This window comes from Mucilaginibacter sp. SMC90 (genome assembly GCF_022811725.1).
Classification (GTDB): Bacteria; Bacteroidota; Bacteroidia; order Sphingobacteriales; family Sphingobacteriaceae; genus Mucilaginibacter.
Window position 1 is genome coordinate 5838886 of record NZ_CP094527.1, and the last position, 18671, is coordinate 5857556.

The 18671-nt window shown below is 42.8% G+C and carries 11 protein-coding genes; 9 read left to right on the top strand and 2 right to left on the bottom strand.

Annotated features, from left to right (window positions below):
- Positions 1-214 precede the first annotated feature (214 nt).
- Positions 215-1522, bottom strand: a complete 1308-nt coding sequence (locus MTO98_RS24105) for an alkaline phosphatase family protein (protein ID WP_243481538.1) — start codon at positions 1520-1522, stop codon at positions 215-217.
- Positions 1523-1797: 275 nt separating this feature from the next.
- Here MTO98_RS24105 and MTO98_RS24110 point away from each other — a divergent pair, with 275 nt between their 5' ends.
- The 9 genes from MTO98_RS24110 to MTO98_RS24150 all read left to right on the top strand — a co-directional run bounded on the left by MTO98_RS24110 (position 1798) and on the right by MTO98_RS24150 (position 16419).
- Complete coding sequence (locus MTO98_RS24110) at positions 1798-2169, top strand: hypothetical protein (RefSeq protein ID WP_243481539.1); 372 nt, start codon at positions 1798-1800, stop codon at positions 2167-2169.
- A gap of 156 nt (positions 2170-2325) precedes the next feature.
- On the top strand, positions 2326-3075 hold the full coding sequence (locus MTO98_RS24115; RefSeq protein WP_243481540.1) for a polysaccharide deacetylase family protein: 750 nt from the start codon (positions 2326-2328) through the stop codon (positions 3073-3075).
- 22 nt (positions 3076-3097) lie between these two features.
- Positions 3098-4444 carry an alkaline phosphatase family protein gene (locus MTO98_RS24120; protein ID WP_243481541.1) on the top strand — a complete coding sequence of 449 codons (1347 nt, stop codon included), beginning with the start codon at positions 3098-3100 and terminating at the stop codon, positions 4442-4444.
- Positions 4428-6215 (top strand): cytochrome c peroxidase, encoded by a 1788-nt coding sequence (locus tag MTO98_RS24125; RefSeq protein WP_243481542.1) that lies wholly within the window; start codon positions 4428-4430, stop codon positions 6213-6215. The genes MTO98_RS24120 and MTO98_RS24125 overlap by 17 nt, the downstream gene beginning before the upstream one ends.
- 542 nt (positions 6216-6757) lie before the next feature.
- Positions 6758-7345 (top strand): RNA polymerase sigma factor, encoded by a 588-nt coding sequence (locus MTO98_RS24130; RefSeq protein WP_243481543.1) that lies wholly within the window; start codon positions 6758-6760, stop codon positions 7343-7345.
- A gap of 50 nt (positions 7346-7395) precedes the next feature.
- On the top strand, positions 7396-8589 hold the full coding sequence (locus MTO98_RS24135) for a FecR family protein (RefSeq protein ID WP_243481544.1): 1194 nt from the start codon (positions 7396-7398) through the stop codon (positions 8587-8589).
- 203 nt (positions 8590-8792) lie between these two features.
- Positions 8793-12206: a TonB-dependent receptor gene (locus MTO98_RS24140; protein ID WP_243481545.1), complete on the top strand. Its 3414-nt coding sequence runs from the start codon at positions 8793-8795 to the stop codon at positions 12204-12206.
- Positions 12207-12224: 18 nt separating this feature from the next.
- Entirely contained in the window at positions 12225-14033 is a 1809-nt protein-coding gene (locus MTO98_RS24145) for a RagB/SusD family nutrient uptake outer membrane protein (protein ID WP_243481546.1), read from the top strand.
- Positions 14034-14106: 73 nt separating this feature from the next.
- Entirely contained in the window at positions 14107-16419 is a 2313-nt protein-coding gene (locus MTO98_RS24150) for a glycoside hydrolase family 3 N-terminal domain-containing protein (RefSeq protein ID WP_243481547.1), read from the top strand.
- Between the two features lie 687 nt (positions 16420-17106).
- Here MTO98_RS24150 and MTO98_RS24155 read toward each other — a convergent pair.
- On the bottom strand, positions 17107-18513 hold the full coding sequence (locus tag MTO98_RS24155; protein WP_243481548.1) for a DUF3863 domain-containing protein: 1407 nt from the start codon (positions 18511-18513) through the stop codon (positions 17107-17109).
- Positions 18514-18671 lie beyond the last annotated feature (158 nt).

Consider the following 18671-nt stretch of genomic DNA (forward strand, 5'->3'; position numbering starts at 1 on the left):
ATCTTTTGAACGGTGCACTATTCAAAAAGCAACTAATAGTGCCTTTCCACTACACAAGATGACTTGCCATGCACTAAATATTTACTAAGTTTTAAAAACTTATAGAAAAACAAAGGCCTTTTGTGGTATAAAGGCCTTAAAAAAAATTCACGAAAGACGAAAAGATGAGAAAATGAAATGCTGCAGCAGCGGTCACTGCCGACAGATATTCCAATTATTTTAACAATCCCTCTGGTATTTTCCCATCTACTTTTGGAAACGAAATCCCAAGAAGTTTCACCATAATTGGTGTCATATCGCGCAGGTCCATTTCTTCTACTACAGCGCCTTTACGAATGCCCGGGCCATGGACAATCAAACCGGTACGGATATTTTTTGTATCGGGGAAATGTCCGTGAGTACCTCCCTTTCCCGGCTTTACAGCATTGCCGGTGCTGGCCGCGCTGAATGCGGCATCATATTCGCCAGTTAGTGCAAAAGCAACGTTGGGGTTATAGCCGCCTTTATCCAACTGTTTCCTGCTGATGATGCGATAATATTGCTTCACGCTATCAGGCTGGGCTTCCAATAATGCTTTCACTTTATCGGCTGTAGCTTTATCAGCCGGGTTTTTCAAATACAAATAAGCAGACCCACCAACTGCATTAAACTGCGCTTTCCAATCTCCTGCTCCCAAATCATTGATTAAACCGGCTTCTTTTAGCCATACATTGGGCGAAATGGTTTTCTTAACATCATAAAACCCGTGGTCGCCGCCAATTAGTAATACTGTGTTTTCCCATATACCTGCTGCCTTCAGCGCATCTACTATAATACCAACAGCGCTGTCTGCATCGGCCACAGCTTCCTGTACACGTGCTCCTGAACGCCCAACGGCATGTTCTGCCCCATCCACAGAGAATACATGAATGGTCATTAGCCCTGGCTTGCTTTTCTTTATTATGTATGCCGCAATCTTAGCTATGTTTTGATTTTTTCCGGCATCTATTTTGTCAATACCGCCAAACACTTCTTTTTTTACCTCGGCATAAAAACCCTTTGGCAAAGAATATTGCTCGCGAACCCCATCACCCAGGCCGCCTATGTCCGGGATGTTATAATCTACAGGAGCATTGGCAGATACAGGCCAGTAAAGCGAAGCAACGGTCATACCTTTTTCTTTGGCAGCTTTCCATATAGTAGGTACATGAATGGAGCTATCCTGCCAGTAAGGCTGTTGCGGTGCTCCATCGGGGGTAAATATATTGTTATAAAATATGCCGTGCTTTGCAGGCTGCACACCCGTAACTATTGTGGTGTGTGAGGGATAGGTCATGGATGGAAACACACTGTTTACTCCTTTGGCATAAGCCCCATCCTGCATTAATGCATGCAGATTTGGCGTTTGCCATCCGCTGTCAAGATAAAAATCGGGGCGAAATCCGTCAATGGTTACAAATATCACGTGTTTGGCGGTTTGAGCCATAAGCTGCCCTGCAGTTATAAACAAGGCAAGTACCACAATTGAGAGTTTCTTTTGCATAATATACTATCCGATTTCAGGAAGCTTTAAGGTAGATCGGTAAACCGTATTAAAGAGCGGGGCAAAGTTGCCGGTAATTTTGTTAAGTTTTTGTGATATTATGATTAAGGTAATTTGCTATGGCAGCATGCGAAGCCATTTTACAGGCTGTTATAGCTAAAAAAGCGTTTACATCATAAATTTTACAATGGATCAGTACGGGTCTTACAGCATAAGCGATTTGTTTTATCAGCCACATAACTTAATATTGCACTGTGTTGTAGTATATTATTCAGATGAACAAAAAAGCCGTACATATAGTTGTTTTTAGCATAGGTTTGCTCATGCTACTGGTGCGGCCCTATCTGGTTTATCAACTTACGGGCCGCCCCGGAACTGATAAAAACTCAGTTAAATCGGTATTGTTGCTGCGATTGATCAAAAAGAAAGAAGAACATTATGATTGGAATGAGACAACCGGATTAGAGGCAAGTGCTAAAAGATACTCCCTCCGGTTTATACCAAAACCTTCTCTTTCTTTTCAATTCCGAAACTTATTTACCCTTTTACGATCTGCAACAATGGCACTTGTTGCCGCTACTTTGGCGATATCTTTTACCCATCCTGACAATCGGCGGCTTAGTTTCTTATCTTGTTTTCGTATTTGAAGCATATCTCTGATTTTCATCTGCGTTGTACGGGTTTCTTAACCTGGCGCTATTTTTTAACCATTATTACGTATCAGTTCACATTAAGCTTTTTAATGTCCCAACTATATGAAAATACTTTTCTTAATTCTATTATTGATTAGCGGGCTATCTGGCATGGCTCAAAATCAAATCAAGTGGCCGGAGAATAAAAAGTCGACCATTGTACTGACTTATGATGATGCTTTGCCCTCACAACTGAAGGTGGCTGTTCCGGATTTGCAAAGGGCAAAATTAACCGCTACCTTTTTTCTGACCAGTGATATCGACAGCAACTCTATCGCCTCTTGGCGTATGTTGAGCAAAAAAGGCTTTGAACTGGGCAATCACACTGTTTTTCACCCCTGTGCCGGCACGGATGATAACCCGGTTCCCTCCGATCATTACACAGCTTACCAGATCATCAGGGAAATTGAGGTAATGGACAGGTTTTTGTACGCCGTTGACGGTAAAACAAAACGAACGTTTGCCTACCCTTGTGCCGAAACAATTGTTGGAGGCAAAGATTACGTGGATTCACTCAGAAAATATACACTGGTTAAGTACGCAAGGGCCGGAGGAGATTCAACCGCCTTTATCACTGATTTCAGTCATTTGGATCCATTCCGCGTACCTTCATACGGGCTGGAAGGCGGTGAAACCGGCGCGCAACTCATTGCGTTTGTTAAAAAGGTTCAGCAAAGCGGCGGGCTGGGCATTATTATGATCCATGGTGTAGGGGGCGATTATATTACTATATCGGCCGAAGCTCAACGGCAGCTTATCGGGTACCTGCAAACGCAGCGCAATGAAATATGGATCCCTACATTTCAACAAGCTATGGACTATGTAAACAAACAAATTCCGTTAAAGGCTCAAAAACAATAATTTCACAGCATCAATAAAAACCATGAAAAATCTATTCTCGAATAAAAAACAAATCTTTGCTGCCTCAGCTTTGGCTATAGCAACCTGCTTTGCTATTTCGGCGTTTCATTACCCGGAAGCACCGGCCATTGATAAGGTACAGCACGTTGTGGTTATCTACATGGAAAACCATAGCTTCGATAATCTTTGGGGCCAATTTAAAGGTGCAGATGGTATTACCGAGGCTCAAAAAGAAAACATCATCCAACTGGACGCAGAAGGGAAACCATACAACACGCTTCCGCCAGTTCCACGAAGCAGCGCGTTTCCTACCAACCTGCCAAATAATTACTTTAATATAGACCAGTACGTGGCACCCGACCAGGTAACCCCCGATGTAACCCACGCCTTTTACCAGGAACAAATGCAGATAAACGGCGGGAAAATGAACAAGTTTGCATTGTATAATTACACCAAGGGGCTTACTATGGGTTATTATAAAACAACCGATCTGCCTTTGTATGAACTTGCCAAAAAGTACACTTTATGTGATCATTTTTTTCACAGCGCTTTTGGAGGATCATTTCTTAACCATCAATGGCTAATCGCAGCGGCTTCACCAACATTCCCTAACGCTCCTGAAAATATCAAAGCACAGCTTGATGCCTCCGGAAAATTAATTAAAGATGGATCTGTTACGCCCGATGGCTATGCGGTTAACACTTCCAATTCGGTAAATCTTCACCCTAAAGGAGCTAATCCTGCAAACCTGATACCAAACCAGGACGGCCCTACTATCGGCGACAGACTTTCAGACAAAGGAATTACCTGGGCCTGGTATTCTGGCGGATGGAATGATGCAGTAGCAGGCAAAGCAGATCCGACATTTGCCTATCATCACCAGCCATTTGCTTATTTTAAACGGTACGCAGAAGGCACAGAAGAAAGGAAAAAACACCTCAGAGATGAAACAGAATTTCTTGCAGCAGCAAAAAACGGAACATTACCTTCTGTATCTTTCGTAAAGCCTATTGGGTTAGAGAACGAGCATCCTGGCGCATCAACTGTTAAAGGCGGTGAAAGCCACGCGGTAGAATTGATAAACGCCGTACTTAACGGCCCTAACAGTAAGAACACTGTAATAATTCTTACTTATGACGAAAATGGTGGTTTCTGGGATCACATTGCCCCGCCTATAATTGATAAATGGGGCCCCGGAACACGTATTCCGGCCCTGATCATTTCACCTTTCGCTAAAAAAGGCTATGTAGACCACACCAACTACGAAACTGTGAGTATCCTTGCATTTATTGAAAAAAGGTGGGGCCTGAAGCCGTTAAACAGCCGCGATCAGCATGCCGATCCGTTAAGCCATGCGTTCAATTTTTAAAATAATATCAGCAGGACTACTGGCTATCATCGGCTGTAGCCTGCTGTCTTTTCACAATCACCCCGCCCCCGTTTCAGAAAGTATACGGAAAACGCTGGTATTGCAGGCCGATAGCTTTTCAACGGCCGTGCAACAGCTGCAATCTGCATTACTCAATGCACATAATAAACAAACGCTGCAACGCAGGTTCAGAGAAACCCGCCTGGCATATAAGCGCATGGAATGGGCTACGGAATACTTTGATCCACTAACCTCACGATCTGTTAACGGGCCACCTGTGCCTGAAACAGAGCCGAGCGGACAGGTTATTTTACCGCAGGGCCTGCAGGTTATAGAGGAGTTGCTGTTTCCACGGGTTGCCCCATCATCACAAAATGAACTCGCGGATTTGCTTAACAAACTTTTGGTTAACGCCAGGGAGTACCAAAGCTATTTTGAACGCGCAACTTTGCACGACTGGCAAATTATGGATGCAACTAAACTGGAAATATTCAGGATAGAAGCACTGGGTTTAAACGATTTTGATGATCCCCTTAGCCAACGGTGTTTCGCTGAGTCGGCAGCAGCAATGGGGAGCGTATATGAAGCCACTATACGTTATAAACCAGATAACAAGTACTTATATGAGTTGTCGGCAAAAGCCATCAGCTACCTTAATCACCCGGTTGGCCCAGACCGTTTTGACCGGGCAAAATTCCTTACTGATTATTGCAACCCATTAACACGTGAGTTAACCCGATTGCAAAAGCAGCTAAACTTAGCCAATATCCGCTACAACCGTTTGTTGAACCAGGATGCAGCTACCTTGTTTGATAGTGATGCATTTAACCGCAATGCCTACACTGCCGCACCTGAAGATTCAGTTACTGCAGAGAAAATAACACTTGGCAAAAAGTTATTCTTTGATACCAGGCTCTCGGGTACCATGACCCGTAGTTGCGCTTCCTGCCATCAGCCGGCCAAGGCTTTTACCGATGGATTGGTGAAGAACCTCGACATAACCGGTAAAAAAACTATTTTAAGAAATACACCAACATTAATTAATGCGGCCTTACAGCCGGCGCAATTTTATGATCTCCGTGCCCCATCTCTGGAAGACCAGGTAAACAATGTAGTTAACAACCGCGACGAAATGCATGGGGATATGAAGATATCAACTAAAAAGTTTTGGCAGGATAAAGTTTACCAAAAACTATTTGCCGAAGCCTTCCCGTCAAAAAACAGGGTAAGTATAGATACCGCAGAAATCATGAATGCGCTTGCAAGTTATATCCGAAGCCTCACTTTGCTTAATAGCAGGTTTGATATTTATATGCGTGGAGATCAAAGCGCACTTAATCAATCTGAAGTGAAAGGATTTAACCTGTTTATGGGTAAAGCCCGCTGCTCAACTTGCCACTATCTTCCTTTATTTAACAGCACTATCCCTCCAAGGTATATGCAAATGGAAGCCGAGGTCATCGGCGTGCCAAAAACAGCGAAAAGTAAATACATTGATCCAGATCCCGGACTGTTTGCGATACAACCACAAAAATTTAATCGGCATGCATTTAAAGTAACCACAGTACGTAATGCCGCCAAAACAGCTCCTTATATGCATAACGGCGTATATAATTCGCTGGATGAGGTCATGGACTTTTATAACAAAGGCGGCGGTGCTGGAATGGGATTAAAAGTTCCGAACCAAACCTTATCCCCTGCTCCGCTGAAGCTCACCGCCAAAGAAAAGCATGAACTAATAGATTTTATTAAATCATTAAACAGCCAATAGTAATTTACAAGGAAAAACAATTGAAACCGGCTTACTTGCAGATGTTAGTAAAATATAATAAACAGAAATGATTGGTTGCTACTTTCTCCCACCAGCCCCAGAAACCGTGCAGACATTTAATATTTGATTTTAATGTTGCTTATGAAAGCGCTATAAAGGTGGATTAAATCTCCTATTACCCGTTAGTTGTAAACTGCATGCGCTGAAAAAGCAATTGAGGATGAACCTTAATTGTGGGGATGGATAATGGTGTTATCCGCATGCAGTTTATGGTGGCAGGATAAACTGCAAAGAGGCCCGCCGGCTATATTTTTTACTTACACCACATTTAACATGATTAAAGCGGGGATTTTGGCTTATAAATGCAATTTTTAGCTATTTTTAAATTACAATGAATTTTTTATGTTTGTATAGCCTTTTACTAACCATACAAATCACTTGTTAATTTTTTATAGCTTCATTAAAACATTTGTTTTATTGTGGCTATTACGCAATCGATTGCATAGTTGTTAAGCAAAGGATTAATTTCTTGTTTTAGTTTGATGAAAGCCCTGTTTTGTGAACCTGAATTAATTGACCTCATCGCACAAGGCGACAGGAAAGCATTTGCGCAATTTTATGCAGCTCACCTGGGAAATGTTTACAAGTATGTTTTCAGCATTACCTATTCTAAAGAAACCAGCGAGGAAATTGTACAGGAACTCTTTTTAAAGGTTTGGGAAAACCGCGAAAGCCTGCCCAGGATAAAATTTATAAAGACCTATCTGTACCAATCAGCAAAAAACCTTTTATTGGATTACATACGTCGTTTAAAGGTTGAAAGCCGGGTAATGGATGTGATTGAATTGCACACACCAGCGGGAGAAAACTACACAGAAAACCACTTAGTATATAACGAATATTATCAGATTGCCCGGCAGGCAATCAATTTATTACCTGAAAAAAGAAGGAAAATATTTGAGTTACGCCTTAATGATGGCCTTTCGCTCGATGAGATAGCCATGAAACTAAAGATATCCAAGTCTGTAGTAAAAAAACAGTTATATGCTGGTGTTAATTTTGTGCGTAAGTATCTGTCTAAACACAGCGAGATAGCTGTATTGGCACTTTATTTAATTATTTATTCATAAATTTTTATCTCAAGGGGTCCTTTAAGCGAAGTTGTTCGTCTAAAGGATATATGAGCCAATCTATACCCGAATATTTTTTCGAAAAACTAAAAAACCAAGAACTCGACGAAAGCGATCATCTCATGTTTACAGAGTGGCTTAAAATAGCTCCGGAAGACGAGGTTGACGAGGTTTTGGAAAAGTATAGCTGGTATTTTCAAAACCAGCCGGATGCTCATTATCCCGAAAATAGCAACCTTGTTAACCTTATCGAAAGCAAGCTTGATGAAATAGCCCCCCCTGTTCAGGAAGTTGATCGGCAAGAGCGGAAGGTAATGCTGTCGCCTTTTGTAATGCGTATTTCAATAGCTGCCTCCTTGTTGGTGGGCGTATGCTTATTCTACTATTATTTTAACGAAACAAGGCCATCCATGGCATCAGCCCCAATTGCCCGGTCGGCAAAAATAGTCCCAGGGGGCAATAAGGCCATACTTACACTAAGCAATGGCAATACTATCACCCTCGATTCGGCCCATAATGGTATGCTGGCCAGCCAAAACAGCGTGCAGGTAATCAAGAAAAAAAATGGCCAGCTTGTTTATGATGCTTCGGCGGTAAATCAAACAGGTAATGAGGTTGCCTATAACACCATCACCACACCTCGTGGTGGCCAATATCAAATTCAATTGCCAGATGGCAGCAAAGTTTGGCTCAACGCCGAATCCTCCCTTCGGTTTCCGGCACATTTTACGGGCACACGGCGGTTAGTTACGCTAACAGGCGAGGGCTATTTTGAAGTAGCTAAAGATAAAGCACACCCTTTTACTGTTGATATCAACAACATGGAGGTTGAGGTACTGGGCACCCATTTCGATATAATGGGATATAAGGACGAGGCTGCTACCGCAACAACTTTGCTGGAGGGCGCGGTAAAAATCAAAAAAGGTAACGTTGAGCAAATGATAGTTCCGGGCCAGCAGGCAAAAGTAAACCAGGATATTACCGTAGCCAATGTGAATGTAAATGAAGCGGTTGAATGGAAAAACGGCAATTTTAACTTCTCGCACGAAAAACTGGAGAGCATTATGCGAAAAATAGCGCGCTGGTATGATGTTGATGTTGCTTACTCGGGTAAGGTGACCAATGCCACTTTTGTAGGCACAATACCGCGCTCAGAGCAAATCACCGAGGTTTTAAAATACTTAGAATTAACCGGATTAGTACACTTTAAAATTACAGAAAGGAGAATAACCGCCATGCCGTAAATTTTACTTACCGGCGGCGTATCCATAAAAAAGCCAGAAAGCGCTACCAACGCTTCCCGGCAATGCCCTGGGGATATAAACCGCCATATAACCGAACTACCAATTATTAAGTCAGATTTAAACCCAAAACATTCAAATGTATGAAATTTTATTTTCAAACAGGGGAGCGGCGTTTTGCCTGTTTTCCTAAAATTTTGCTTGTAATGAAGCTCACGCTCATTTTATTAATTACCGCTTTTTTACAGGTTTCTGAAGCCAGTTATGGACAGCGTATAACCTATAAAGGAAACATATCAGTTGAGAAATTTTTACAAATAATACAGACCCAAACACCCTTCAAAGTTCTTTATACAGAAGAAATGATGAACGGTGCCGGCAATGCCGATTTGAACCTTAAAAACGTAACCATTGAAGACGCACTCAATACCTGCTTAAAGGATAAACCACTGAGCTACACTATTACCAATAACGTAATTGTTATTAGAAATAAGCCGACGCCGATTGTTATAACAGACAGGCAGCCCATAACTATTACCGGCAAAGTGGTTGATGAAAAAAAACAGCCCCTTCCAGGCGTTACCGTTTTAGTTAAAGGCACCAATACGGCCTCGGTTACTGATGTCAATGGAGACTATAAAATCACCGTTAATGATCCCAAAACACCCCTTGTTTTTAGTTTTGTTGGTTTTCAAACTACGGAGATTATACCCGGGACAAATACCGTGGTCAATGTACAGTTGGCAGTGGCAAACCTAAACTTAGGCGAGATCGTAGTTGTGGGTTATGGAACACAGCTTAAAACATCGCTAACTTCGGCGGTTTCGGCAGTTAAAGGTACCGAACTGGCTAAAGCGCCGGTGCCCAATATTACCTCATCATTGGCAGGTCGTGTTGCGGGTATTTCTGCCCGTCCTAACGGCGGCGGGCCTGGTCAGGATAACCCGGATATACATGTGCGGGGAATAGGAACCATCGGCAATAGCGGCGCACTTATTGTGATTGATGGTATCGTACGTGCTAATATCGATCAAATTGATCAGAGCCAGATAGAATCTGTTTCCATACTGAAAGACGCGGCTGCAGTAGCTCCTTATGGTTTGGCCGGTGCCAATGGTGTAATACTGATCACTACCAAACAAGGTAAAGCGGGTGCCCCTACCTTATCGTTAGGCGCCTATTATGGAATTCAGCGCCCCACATTTCCTACAAATATGCTGAATGCCAGGGACTACATGACCCTAAAAAATGAGGGTGACGTAAACTCAGGGCTCTCGCCGGAATTTGCTACCGATCTGATCAATAATTATGATAACCTGCATGCTCAAAATCCGGATAAATATCCCAACAGCAACGCGCAGCGCGAACTGACACAATTAAACAAGCCCCAACAAAATTATAACCTGCAATTATCAGGTGGTACCGATAGGTTACAGTACTACATGGGGCTGAATTTTTTCAGACAGGATGGTGTTTACGATCCATTAGCATACAATCGCTATAATTATAACGCCAGGATTGATGTTAAAGCTACATCAACTACTAAGATCACGCTTTCCTTAAATAACTCTATTGAGCAAAATCAGGTTCCTCAAAATCAGGTTTTGGCTAACCAGATAGGTAGTCCGCCAACCGGCGCAGGACCAGCCAGCTTCAACTCCCAGATCTCCTACATCCCTACAGCCGCTATTTTCTATAGCAATGGCCTTTGGGGGCAATCGGGTGGTTATTCGCCCGCGGCCGATCAGCGAAGCGGTAGTTATTACAAAATAAACAAACACACTGCCCTAAACTCCCTGGCAATTGAACAGCAGTTACCATTTGTAAAAGGCTTGAGCATTAAAGGTGTGTTCAGTTATGATCCAAGTACCGAAACCGATAAAAAATGGACACTGCCCAGTTATTATTACATATATGACGGTAGTGTAACGCCCGCCACTTATACCAAAACGCAATTAGGCGATGGTGTTACCTCGCTATCGCAATATGATGGTAAAAATCAGAATTTCACTTATCAGGGTTATTTGAATTACCACAACACCTTTGGTAATAATGAAATAACTGGCTTATTAGTTGCCGAAGCCCGTAATGCCAACGCCAGTAATATTAGCGCCTCAAGAAGGGGTTTTAGCGTTGATGTGGATGAACTGAGCCTGGGCACATCAGACCGGACACAGTTTAATAACGGTGGATCTTCGGCAAGCAGCAGCCAGTTGGGCTATGTTTACCGGTTAGATTATGCTTATAAAGGTAAATACATGCTGGAGGCTACCGGCCGTTACGATGGATATTATGATTTTGCACCTGGCCACAGGTGGGCTTTCTTCCCGGCATTTTCGGCAGGATGGCGACTATCTGAAGAATCATTTATTAAAGATAATCTTTCCTTTATTGATAATCTGAAGTTAAGGGGCTCCTTTGGTAAATCCGGGAACCTTCCAAGTCAAACTGATTTTTATCAATATCTTACCAAGTATAATTTATATGGTAACGCTTATGCCTTTGGAACAGGGAACCTTGGACAGGGTGCATATATACCTTTAGAGGCTAACCCTCAAATTACCTGGGAAAAATCAAACAAAACAGATGTAGGGTTGGACGGCTCCCTTTGGCACGGTAAATTAACCTTTGAAGCCGATTACTTTTATGAAAAAAGATCGGATATGCTGGTAAACCCAACAAGTGTTGTTCCTGTTGAATATGGCTTAGGTCTGCCGCAGGTAAACGCAGGGGTGATGAGCAATCATGGGTTTGAATTGGTATTGGGTACCAATAACAAATTCAGTAACGGTTTGCAATTGGGGGTAGCCGGTAACTTCAGCTTTGCCCGAAACAAGCTCATACAGGACTTTGAAAATGATGTTACCCGGAACAACCCAAACCGCAGCCGAACCGGACGCGAGTATGGTACCCCGTTTGGATACAAGGCACTGGGCCTGTTTAAAACATCTGATGATAAAAATGGCGACGGCGTAATTGATAGCAAGGATGGCTACAACGTTACCCAATTTGGAGCTATTCACCCGGGTGATGTGAAATATGCCGACTTAAATGGAGATGGAAAAATTGATGATAATGATGAAACCGTAGTTGGATATCCGACAACTCCGGAGATAACTTATGGTTTAAACCTGAATGCTTCATGGAAGGGCTTTGACCTTACCTTATTTTTCCAGGGGGCGGCTAACTCAAGCCTGAACATACAGGGATATCAAACAGTTCCTTTCCGGATCAATAATACAAATACCTCCTATGAGTATTTTGATAACCGCTGGACACCTGACCACCAGGATGCCAAATATCCAAAAGCATATGCTTCAAAAAACACCAACAATACAACTAATCCGATAGGCGGCGATGGTTTTGGTGATTTTTCATCTTCTATATGGATGGCTAATACCAGCTTTCTACGTTTGAAGACAGCTGTAATCGGTTACACCATACCCTCTTCCATTACCAAAAAGGTAAACATTCAAAGCCTGCGTTTTTATTTTTCAGGACAAAATGTATTTACCATGAGCCCGCTCAAGTTTATGGATCCTGAAACCGGCTACACCAACCGTGAAGAAGCTTATCCGCTTCAAAAGACGTTCATTTTTGGACTAAACGTAACTTTTTAACAACAGCGAATTAAAGTCATGAAAAAATTTAATAAATATAATAGCTACTACAGCTGGCTTTTATTAGCTGTAATGGTGCTCCCCATAGCGGCCTGTAAAAAGTATCTTGATAATACGCCGAAGGATTCTATCACCGGTGATGTTGCCTGGAGCAGTGAAACCACTGCCGATCTGTTTTTAAATGATATTTATGGTCAGATCAATGATCAGGGTGATACCCCTGACCCGCTGGATAGCTACACAGACGATAATGATGGTGGCCCATACTGGAAATCATGGCGCTGGAGACAAGGCATCATCGGACCTGGTGTTGAAGACGGTACTCCGCAGGAAAACGATGGTGGTGCATCAAATTACGAGGAGTGGGAGGCCGTTTACTCCAAGATCAGAAAGTGCAATACTTTTATCCAGGAAGTAAATGCGCATGCTGGAAACCTCTCGCAGGCTTACAGGAACAAAAGGATTGACGAAGTTCGTTTTCTCCGGGCATTTTTTTACAGCTATTTATGGATGCACGTTGGCGGCTTGCCTATAATAACTGTGCCGCAAGACAGAAATAAGGACAGTCAGGCCGATCTGTTTAAATCAAGGAGCACTTTTGGTGATACGTTTAATTTTATCGATGCCCAGCTCGATTCGGTAGTGACCAATAATTACCTGGCAAAAAAATACAATTCTGGAGAAAGTGATGCAGGCCGCGCTACAATAGGTGCCGCATTGGCCTTAAAAGGCTGGATCGAGTTATATGCAGCAAGCCCCTCTTTCAATACCGGATCGCCGGTGATAGGATCTGATCCTAATAAGTTTTTCAGCTTTGGCAGTTCAGATGTAGCCCGCTACGCTAAAGCCGCAGCAACCAATAAAAAGTTTATTGATGATCTGGGCGGAACTTATTCTTTATTTCCGGACATGACAACGTTTTGGAAGGAATCTAACGAATACAACTCCGAAGTTATATTTGATAAACAAGCAGTAGCCAACACTACGGGCAGTGCATATAATCTTTTCGGTGGACCTGTTTACATATTAGGGCAATATTATACCTGGGGAAATTACGACCCTACACAAGAACTGGTTGATCAGTTCAAAATGGATAATGGTTTGCCTATCAGCGATCCGAAATCAGGCTATGACCCTCAACATCCATATTTACATCGTGAAAAGCGCTTTTATGATTGGATAGTATATGATGGAGCACCGTACAAGCAAAATTGGATGAGTAAAACTGATACCATTTACACCAGGATTGATAAAGTTCACCCATCACTCAATGAGATCGACTTTGGCTCATCAGATGTATCTAACACGGCATATTATTTCAAAAAGCGCCTTAACCCGGATATTGTACCATCAGGCGGTAGCAGCAACGGAATCAACTATGTGTACTTTCGTTACGCTGAGATATTGCTGAATTACGCGGAAGCACAGAATGAGGCCACCGGACCTAATGCAGATGTTTATTCCGCGCTTAACAAGATAAGAACGAGGTCTAATTTGCCGACACTTGAGGCTACATATGGCGGCCAGAATTTAAGCCAGGCTCAAATGCGTAGCGTTATCCGTAATGAACGCAGGGTTGAACTATGCTGGGAAAACAAAAGGTATTACGATATCGTTCGCTGGGGCATCGGTGTTGATGTTCTTAATGTTGACAGGCACGGAATGAAAATCACCAATACATCGCCGGCCGATAATAAAGGTGTATGGAAGTATGAACCTGTTTTATTGGGACACCCGCATGTGTTCACATCAAAAATGAACCTGAACCCAGTACCGCAACCTGTGATTGACAGGAACCCGAATATTAAGCAAAATCCTAATTATTAGGCCAATAATCATACAACCGTGATTGACCACTGGTGTAAGCTATTACATCAGTGGTTTCTAAATTTAAAATCAAATGTTCAATCGTAAATCTTTCATCCTATCTGTGTTTAGCCTCGCGCTTGCCATAACAGCAAATGCCCAGCTTTACAAAGACCCTAACGCACCCGTGCAAAAACGTGTGGCCGACCTGTTAAAACGAATGACCCTCGAAGAAAAAGTGGGCCAGATGAGTATGTCGTCGCTTACCGAAGCTAAGAACAGTAAAATTGCCTATGGGGTCTTGGAAAGCCCATTTACCAATGTAAGGGATGTTGCGTTGAAATCGGCTGCTGCTAAAAAATACAGCCTCGAGCAAACACGGTTGGGCATCCCTCCTATACAAATAGGCGAATGTTTGCATGGGCAGCTTGCCGCAGGTGCAACCACTTTCCCGCAAGCTATAGCACAAGGAAGCACCTGGAACCCCGAATTGATAGAAAAGATGGGACAGGCCATTGCTTATGAAGCATCCACATCCGGTGTTGACCAGGCATTATCGCCACTGTTTGACCTTATCAGGGATGCCCGTTATGGCAGGGTGGAAGAATGTTTTGCCGAAGATCCTTATTTGGTGGGGCAACTCGGTTCTGCATTTGTAAGGGGTATGCAGGGCAATCCTTCACAAACCCGCGCCGGATTTGCATTTGACAAAGTGATGTGTACCGGCAAGCACTTCGCGGCGTACAGCAAACCTATTGCAGGCATTAATATAGCCCCTGCCGAAATAGGCGAACGCGAGCTGCGCACCATGTTCCTGGCCCCTTTTCGTGATGTTGTGCAGGATGCGAACATAGCTGCCATTATGCCATCGTACAATGAAATAGACGGCGTTCCCGCCCATAGCAACGAGTTTTTATTAAAACAGGTATTAAGGACAGAATGGGGCTTTAAAGGCTATGTATTTTCTGATTACGGAGGCCTAAGCCAACTGTATGATTTTCATAAAATAGCTAAAACCAAGGCGGATGCTGCTATTTTGGGTATAACTGCCGGTGTTGATTTGGAAGCGGCCCGCCCTGATATATATCCTCACTTAATTGAGCTTATTAAAGCAGGGAAGGTCAAAGAATCTCAAATAGATACCGCCGTAGCCCGCATCCTAACGCTTAAGTTCAAAGCCGGATTATTTGAAAAACCTTTGGCCGATACTTCGCGCATAAAGGACAGGGTACATACAGCTGACCATATCAAACTTTCGCAGCAAATAGCCGAAGAATCTATCGTGCTATTAAAAAACAACGATAACCTGTTGCCGCTGAACATTAGCAAGCTGAAATCAATTGCGGTTATCGGCCCAAACGCAAATAAGGTTCAATATGGCGATTATAGCTTTACCAGGGATAACCTATCAGGTGTAAATGTATTGGAAGGCATAAAGCAATTTGTAGGCAATAGCGTTAAAGTGAACTACGCCAAAGGATGTGAGCTTACCGGCCTTGACAGAAGCGGCTTTGACGAAGCGGTAAAAACCGCGAATGAAAGTGACGCTGTAGTGGTAGTATTAGGAACTACAAGCGTTGTTTTTCAGGGTGTGGGTTGGAATGGCCAGGCACCGGGCAATGAGCCGAAAGACCCTTTTACCTGTGGCGAAGGATATGATGTTACGGATATTAGCCCGCAAGGTGTTCAGCGTGAGTTGTTACAGGCGCTTTATAAAACCGGCAAACCGGTTATCCTTATATTAGAAAATGGCCGCCCATGGAGCATCGGCTGGGAAAAAGAAAACATACCTGCCATTTTAGAGGCCTGGTATCCCGGCGAAAAAGGGGGCACGGCCATAGCCAATATTTTGTTTGGTAAAGTAAACCCATCAGGAAGGCTTAACATGAGCGTGCCGCAATCAACCGGCCACATTCCTGTATTTTACAACTATGTAAACTCATCAAGAGGAAACAACCGTGATGCGGGAACTATTGAAAAGCCAGGTCGTGATTATGTATTTTCATCTCCTGATCCGCTGTTTGCCTTTGGCTTTGGCTTAAGTTATACTACGTTTGATTACAGCAACCTTAAGGTATCAAAAATGACGTTTAGTAAAAATGAACAGGTAACTGTTTCTGTAGATGTAAAAAATACCGGGAAAGTAGCAGGTAAAGAAGTTGTGCAGCTGTACCTGGGCAATAAGGTAAATTCAGTAAGTACCCCGGTTGTGGCGTTAAAAAGGTTCAATAAAATAGCTATCGTACCGGGAGAAACCAAAACGGTTAGCTTTACCATTAATGCCAGGGATATCGCCATCTGGAACCGTAAGATGAAATTGGTTACCGAACCCGGCACATTTGATGTGATGATTGCTAAAGCAGCTAACGATGTGGTATTGAAAAAGCAATTAGAATATAAAGATTAATGCGTTGTCAAAAAACCTATCAGGCGGCCCGAGATTAGTCCCGCCCCGTAAGCCTTCTGTACCCACAGAAGGCTTATTTTTTTCTCGCCTGCCAAACCACTATCTGCAAATGTCATTAATTGCATTTCCTGCAGTTCTCCTTAAGTTTCCATCTCAAAAACGCATTTATTAGCAGCTTTGATTAAGAATTAAAATAATGATTTTCATTCCCCGTTTCAAGTTTGTAACTTATTAAAAATAAATTAATTATATAAATTACTTACCGATACAAAGCACTGCATTATTGACTATTGGATAAGTACATGATTCAAGGTACAAATCAGTAACAAAAGATTTGAAATAGTTTCCAAAGTGAGAATATAAAAAAACACTATCAAATTAACGAAGGATATCTGCGCCGATTTCATTGCAAACATTTTGATAAATGGTCAGCAATTGTACCAGATCGGCGCGCAAACTGCCGTTGTCTTTTTGTTGCCATAGGCATTTTATCTTGATCTGGATTTTGAAAGTTTGTCAAACTTTTCGGTCGCTTTCAAAAAGCAATTTGACTATGATTCTTCCGTATAGTATATGTAATTTAAATTGATACATATACCATTGTCGTGCATACTTTTATCCCGGAAGTATGCACGCACAAAGGTGGTAGTTAAATTTTCTGAATCTACATTGATGAGGAAACCATAGCTAAACCTTAAGCTCAGGGCAATATTTGTAAATCAGTTCTTGCTCAGCGTCTGTTAGTTCGTTCAACAATACCGGCTTATCCTGCGGCCGCAGCCCCTTCTGGTTGATGCGGTTGATCAGGCTCCAGTCCTTTACCGGCTTATCTGGTCGCGCCCCCACCGGCTCATGCGCAGGCAAATCATACCGTGTAAAATCAATCACCATTTCCGGCGTTTTATGATGCCAGTCGCGTAGTAATGCCAGCCTGAAGGACTTATTCATAAACCACCTGATTTCAAGATTATTATATGAATCTCCCAATCCGCAACCCCGCTCAACGAACTTGTAGTTGTAATCATCATTGTTTTTATAATGGTTACGCCATATATTTCCAAACTCTCCAAAACTTACCCACTTAGTATCTGGCCATCGCTTTAGCGTATCAGTCACCCATTTTTTCATGGCGCTGCAGATAAAATCCATTCCAAATTCATACACTAACTGTGCCTCCCATATATTGGGTACCCATCCAAAGCCATTGAGTTGGAATCCCCTGTCAAAATGTATCGACTGGGTGTGCATCACCTCCATGTTCCCCAGTTCCAGCCCCCAACCCTTATAAGTCTCTATCGGCCCTACACCGCGCCGGCTGTTATAACCAGTTATTTCATGGCCGGTTTGTCCACTTTGCCGTGCACAGATAAAATCCATTGACCAACCATCCAGGTTCACACAATCAATAATATCTGTTTTATTCTGGCCCGGTTTGCAAAAATGTTCCGTAGATGGAAAATAAGGATATGACAGCGAACCATCCGCTCCACCTCCGTCAATATTGTGCTGACTCCATATCACCGCCTGGGCTACATGTATATTTTCCTTTTCAGCCAGGTATTTTAATGACTCTGCCGGTAAAAACCCCCCAATCACGGATTGCGGCTTATAGCCGCGTCCAACAAAATTTGAAATGATCTGTAAGGCCCCAGACAACTCTTTATTGATGCGCTCTGGCGGAAGATACATTGCCGGAAAATATCCCGGAAATACAGTTACCTCATCTCCATATTTAGCCTGGCATTGAGCAGCATACTCCCTGATCTGTACATAATTATTACGCTTATCCTCAAGTGCATTTAATGTAAAGCCCCATGTTAAACGGCCTTCCGGATTATTTGTCCCAAACGCTTCACGTAAGTTTTTAACTCCCTCCAGGGTATGCCATTTTTCTTCATCGCGAGGATGTAATTTTACATCTCTGGACACTTCCCAGGGTGTAGTCCGGATCATAATGCAGAGGGTAACAAATCGCCCGCCCATAAGTTGGTTTGGCACCAGCATGCCCAGGGGCATAGCGTTAAGCACATGCGCCCCGGCTAATAACCCTGCGCCCGTTAAACATGTATTCTTTACAAACGACCGTCTGTTCATATTTGATTTATTTAAAATTTTAATTGGCGTTGTATTTACCGCCGGCAGCTCCAGGTTTGTTTCTTCAAAACCAGCCTTGCATTATGCTAATCAATAAGGGGTTCCGGGAGATCTTCTCAACCGAAACCCCATTAATTATATAGAAAATAGAGTAAATA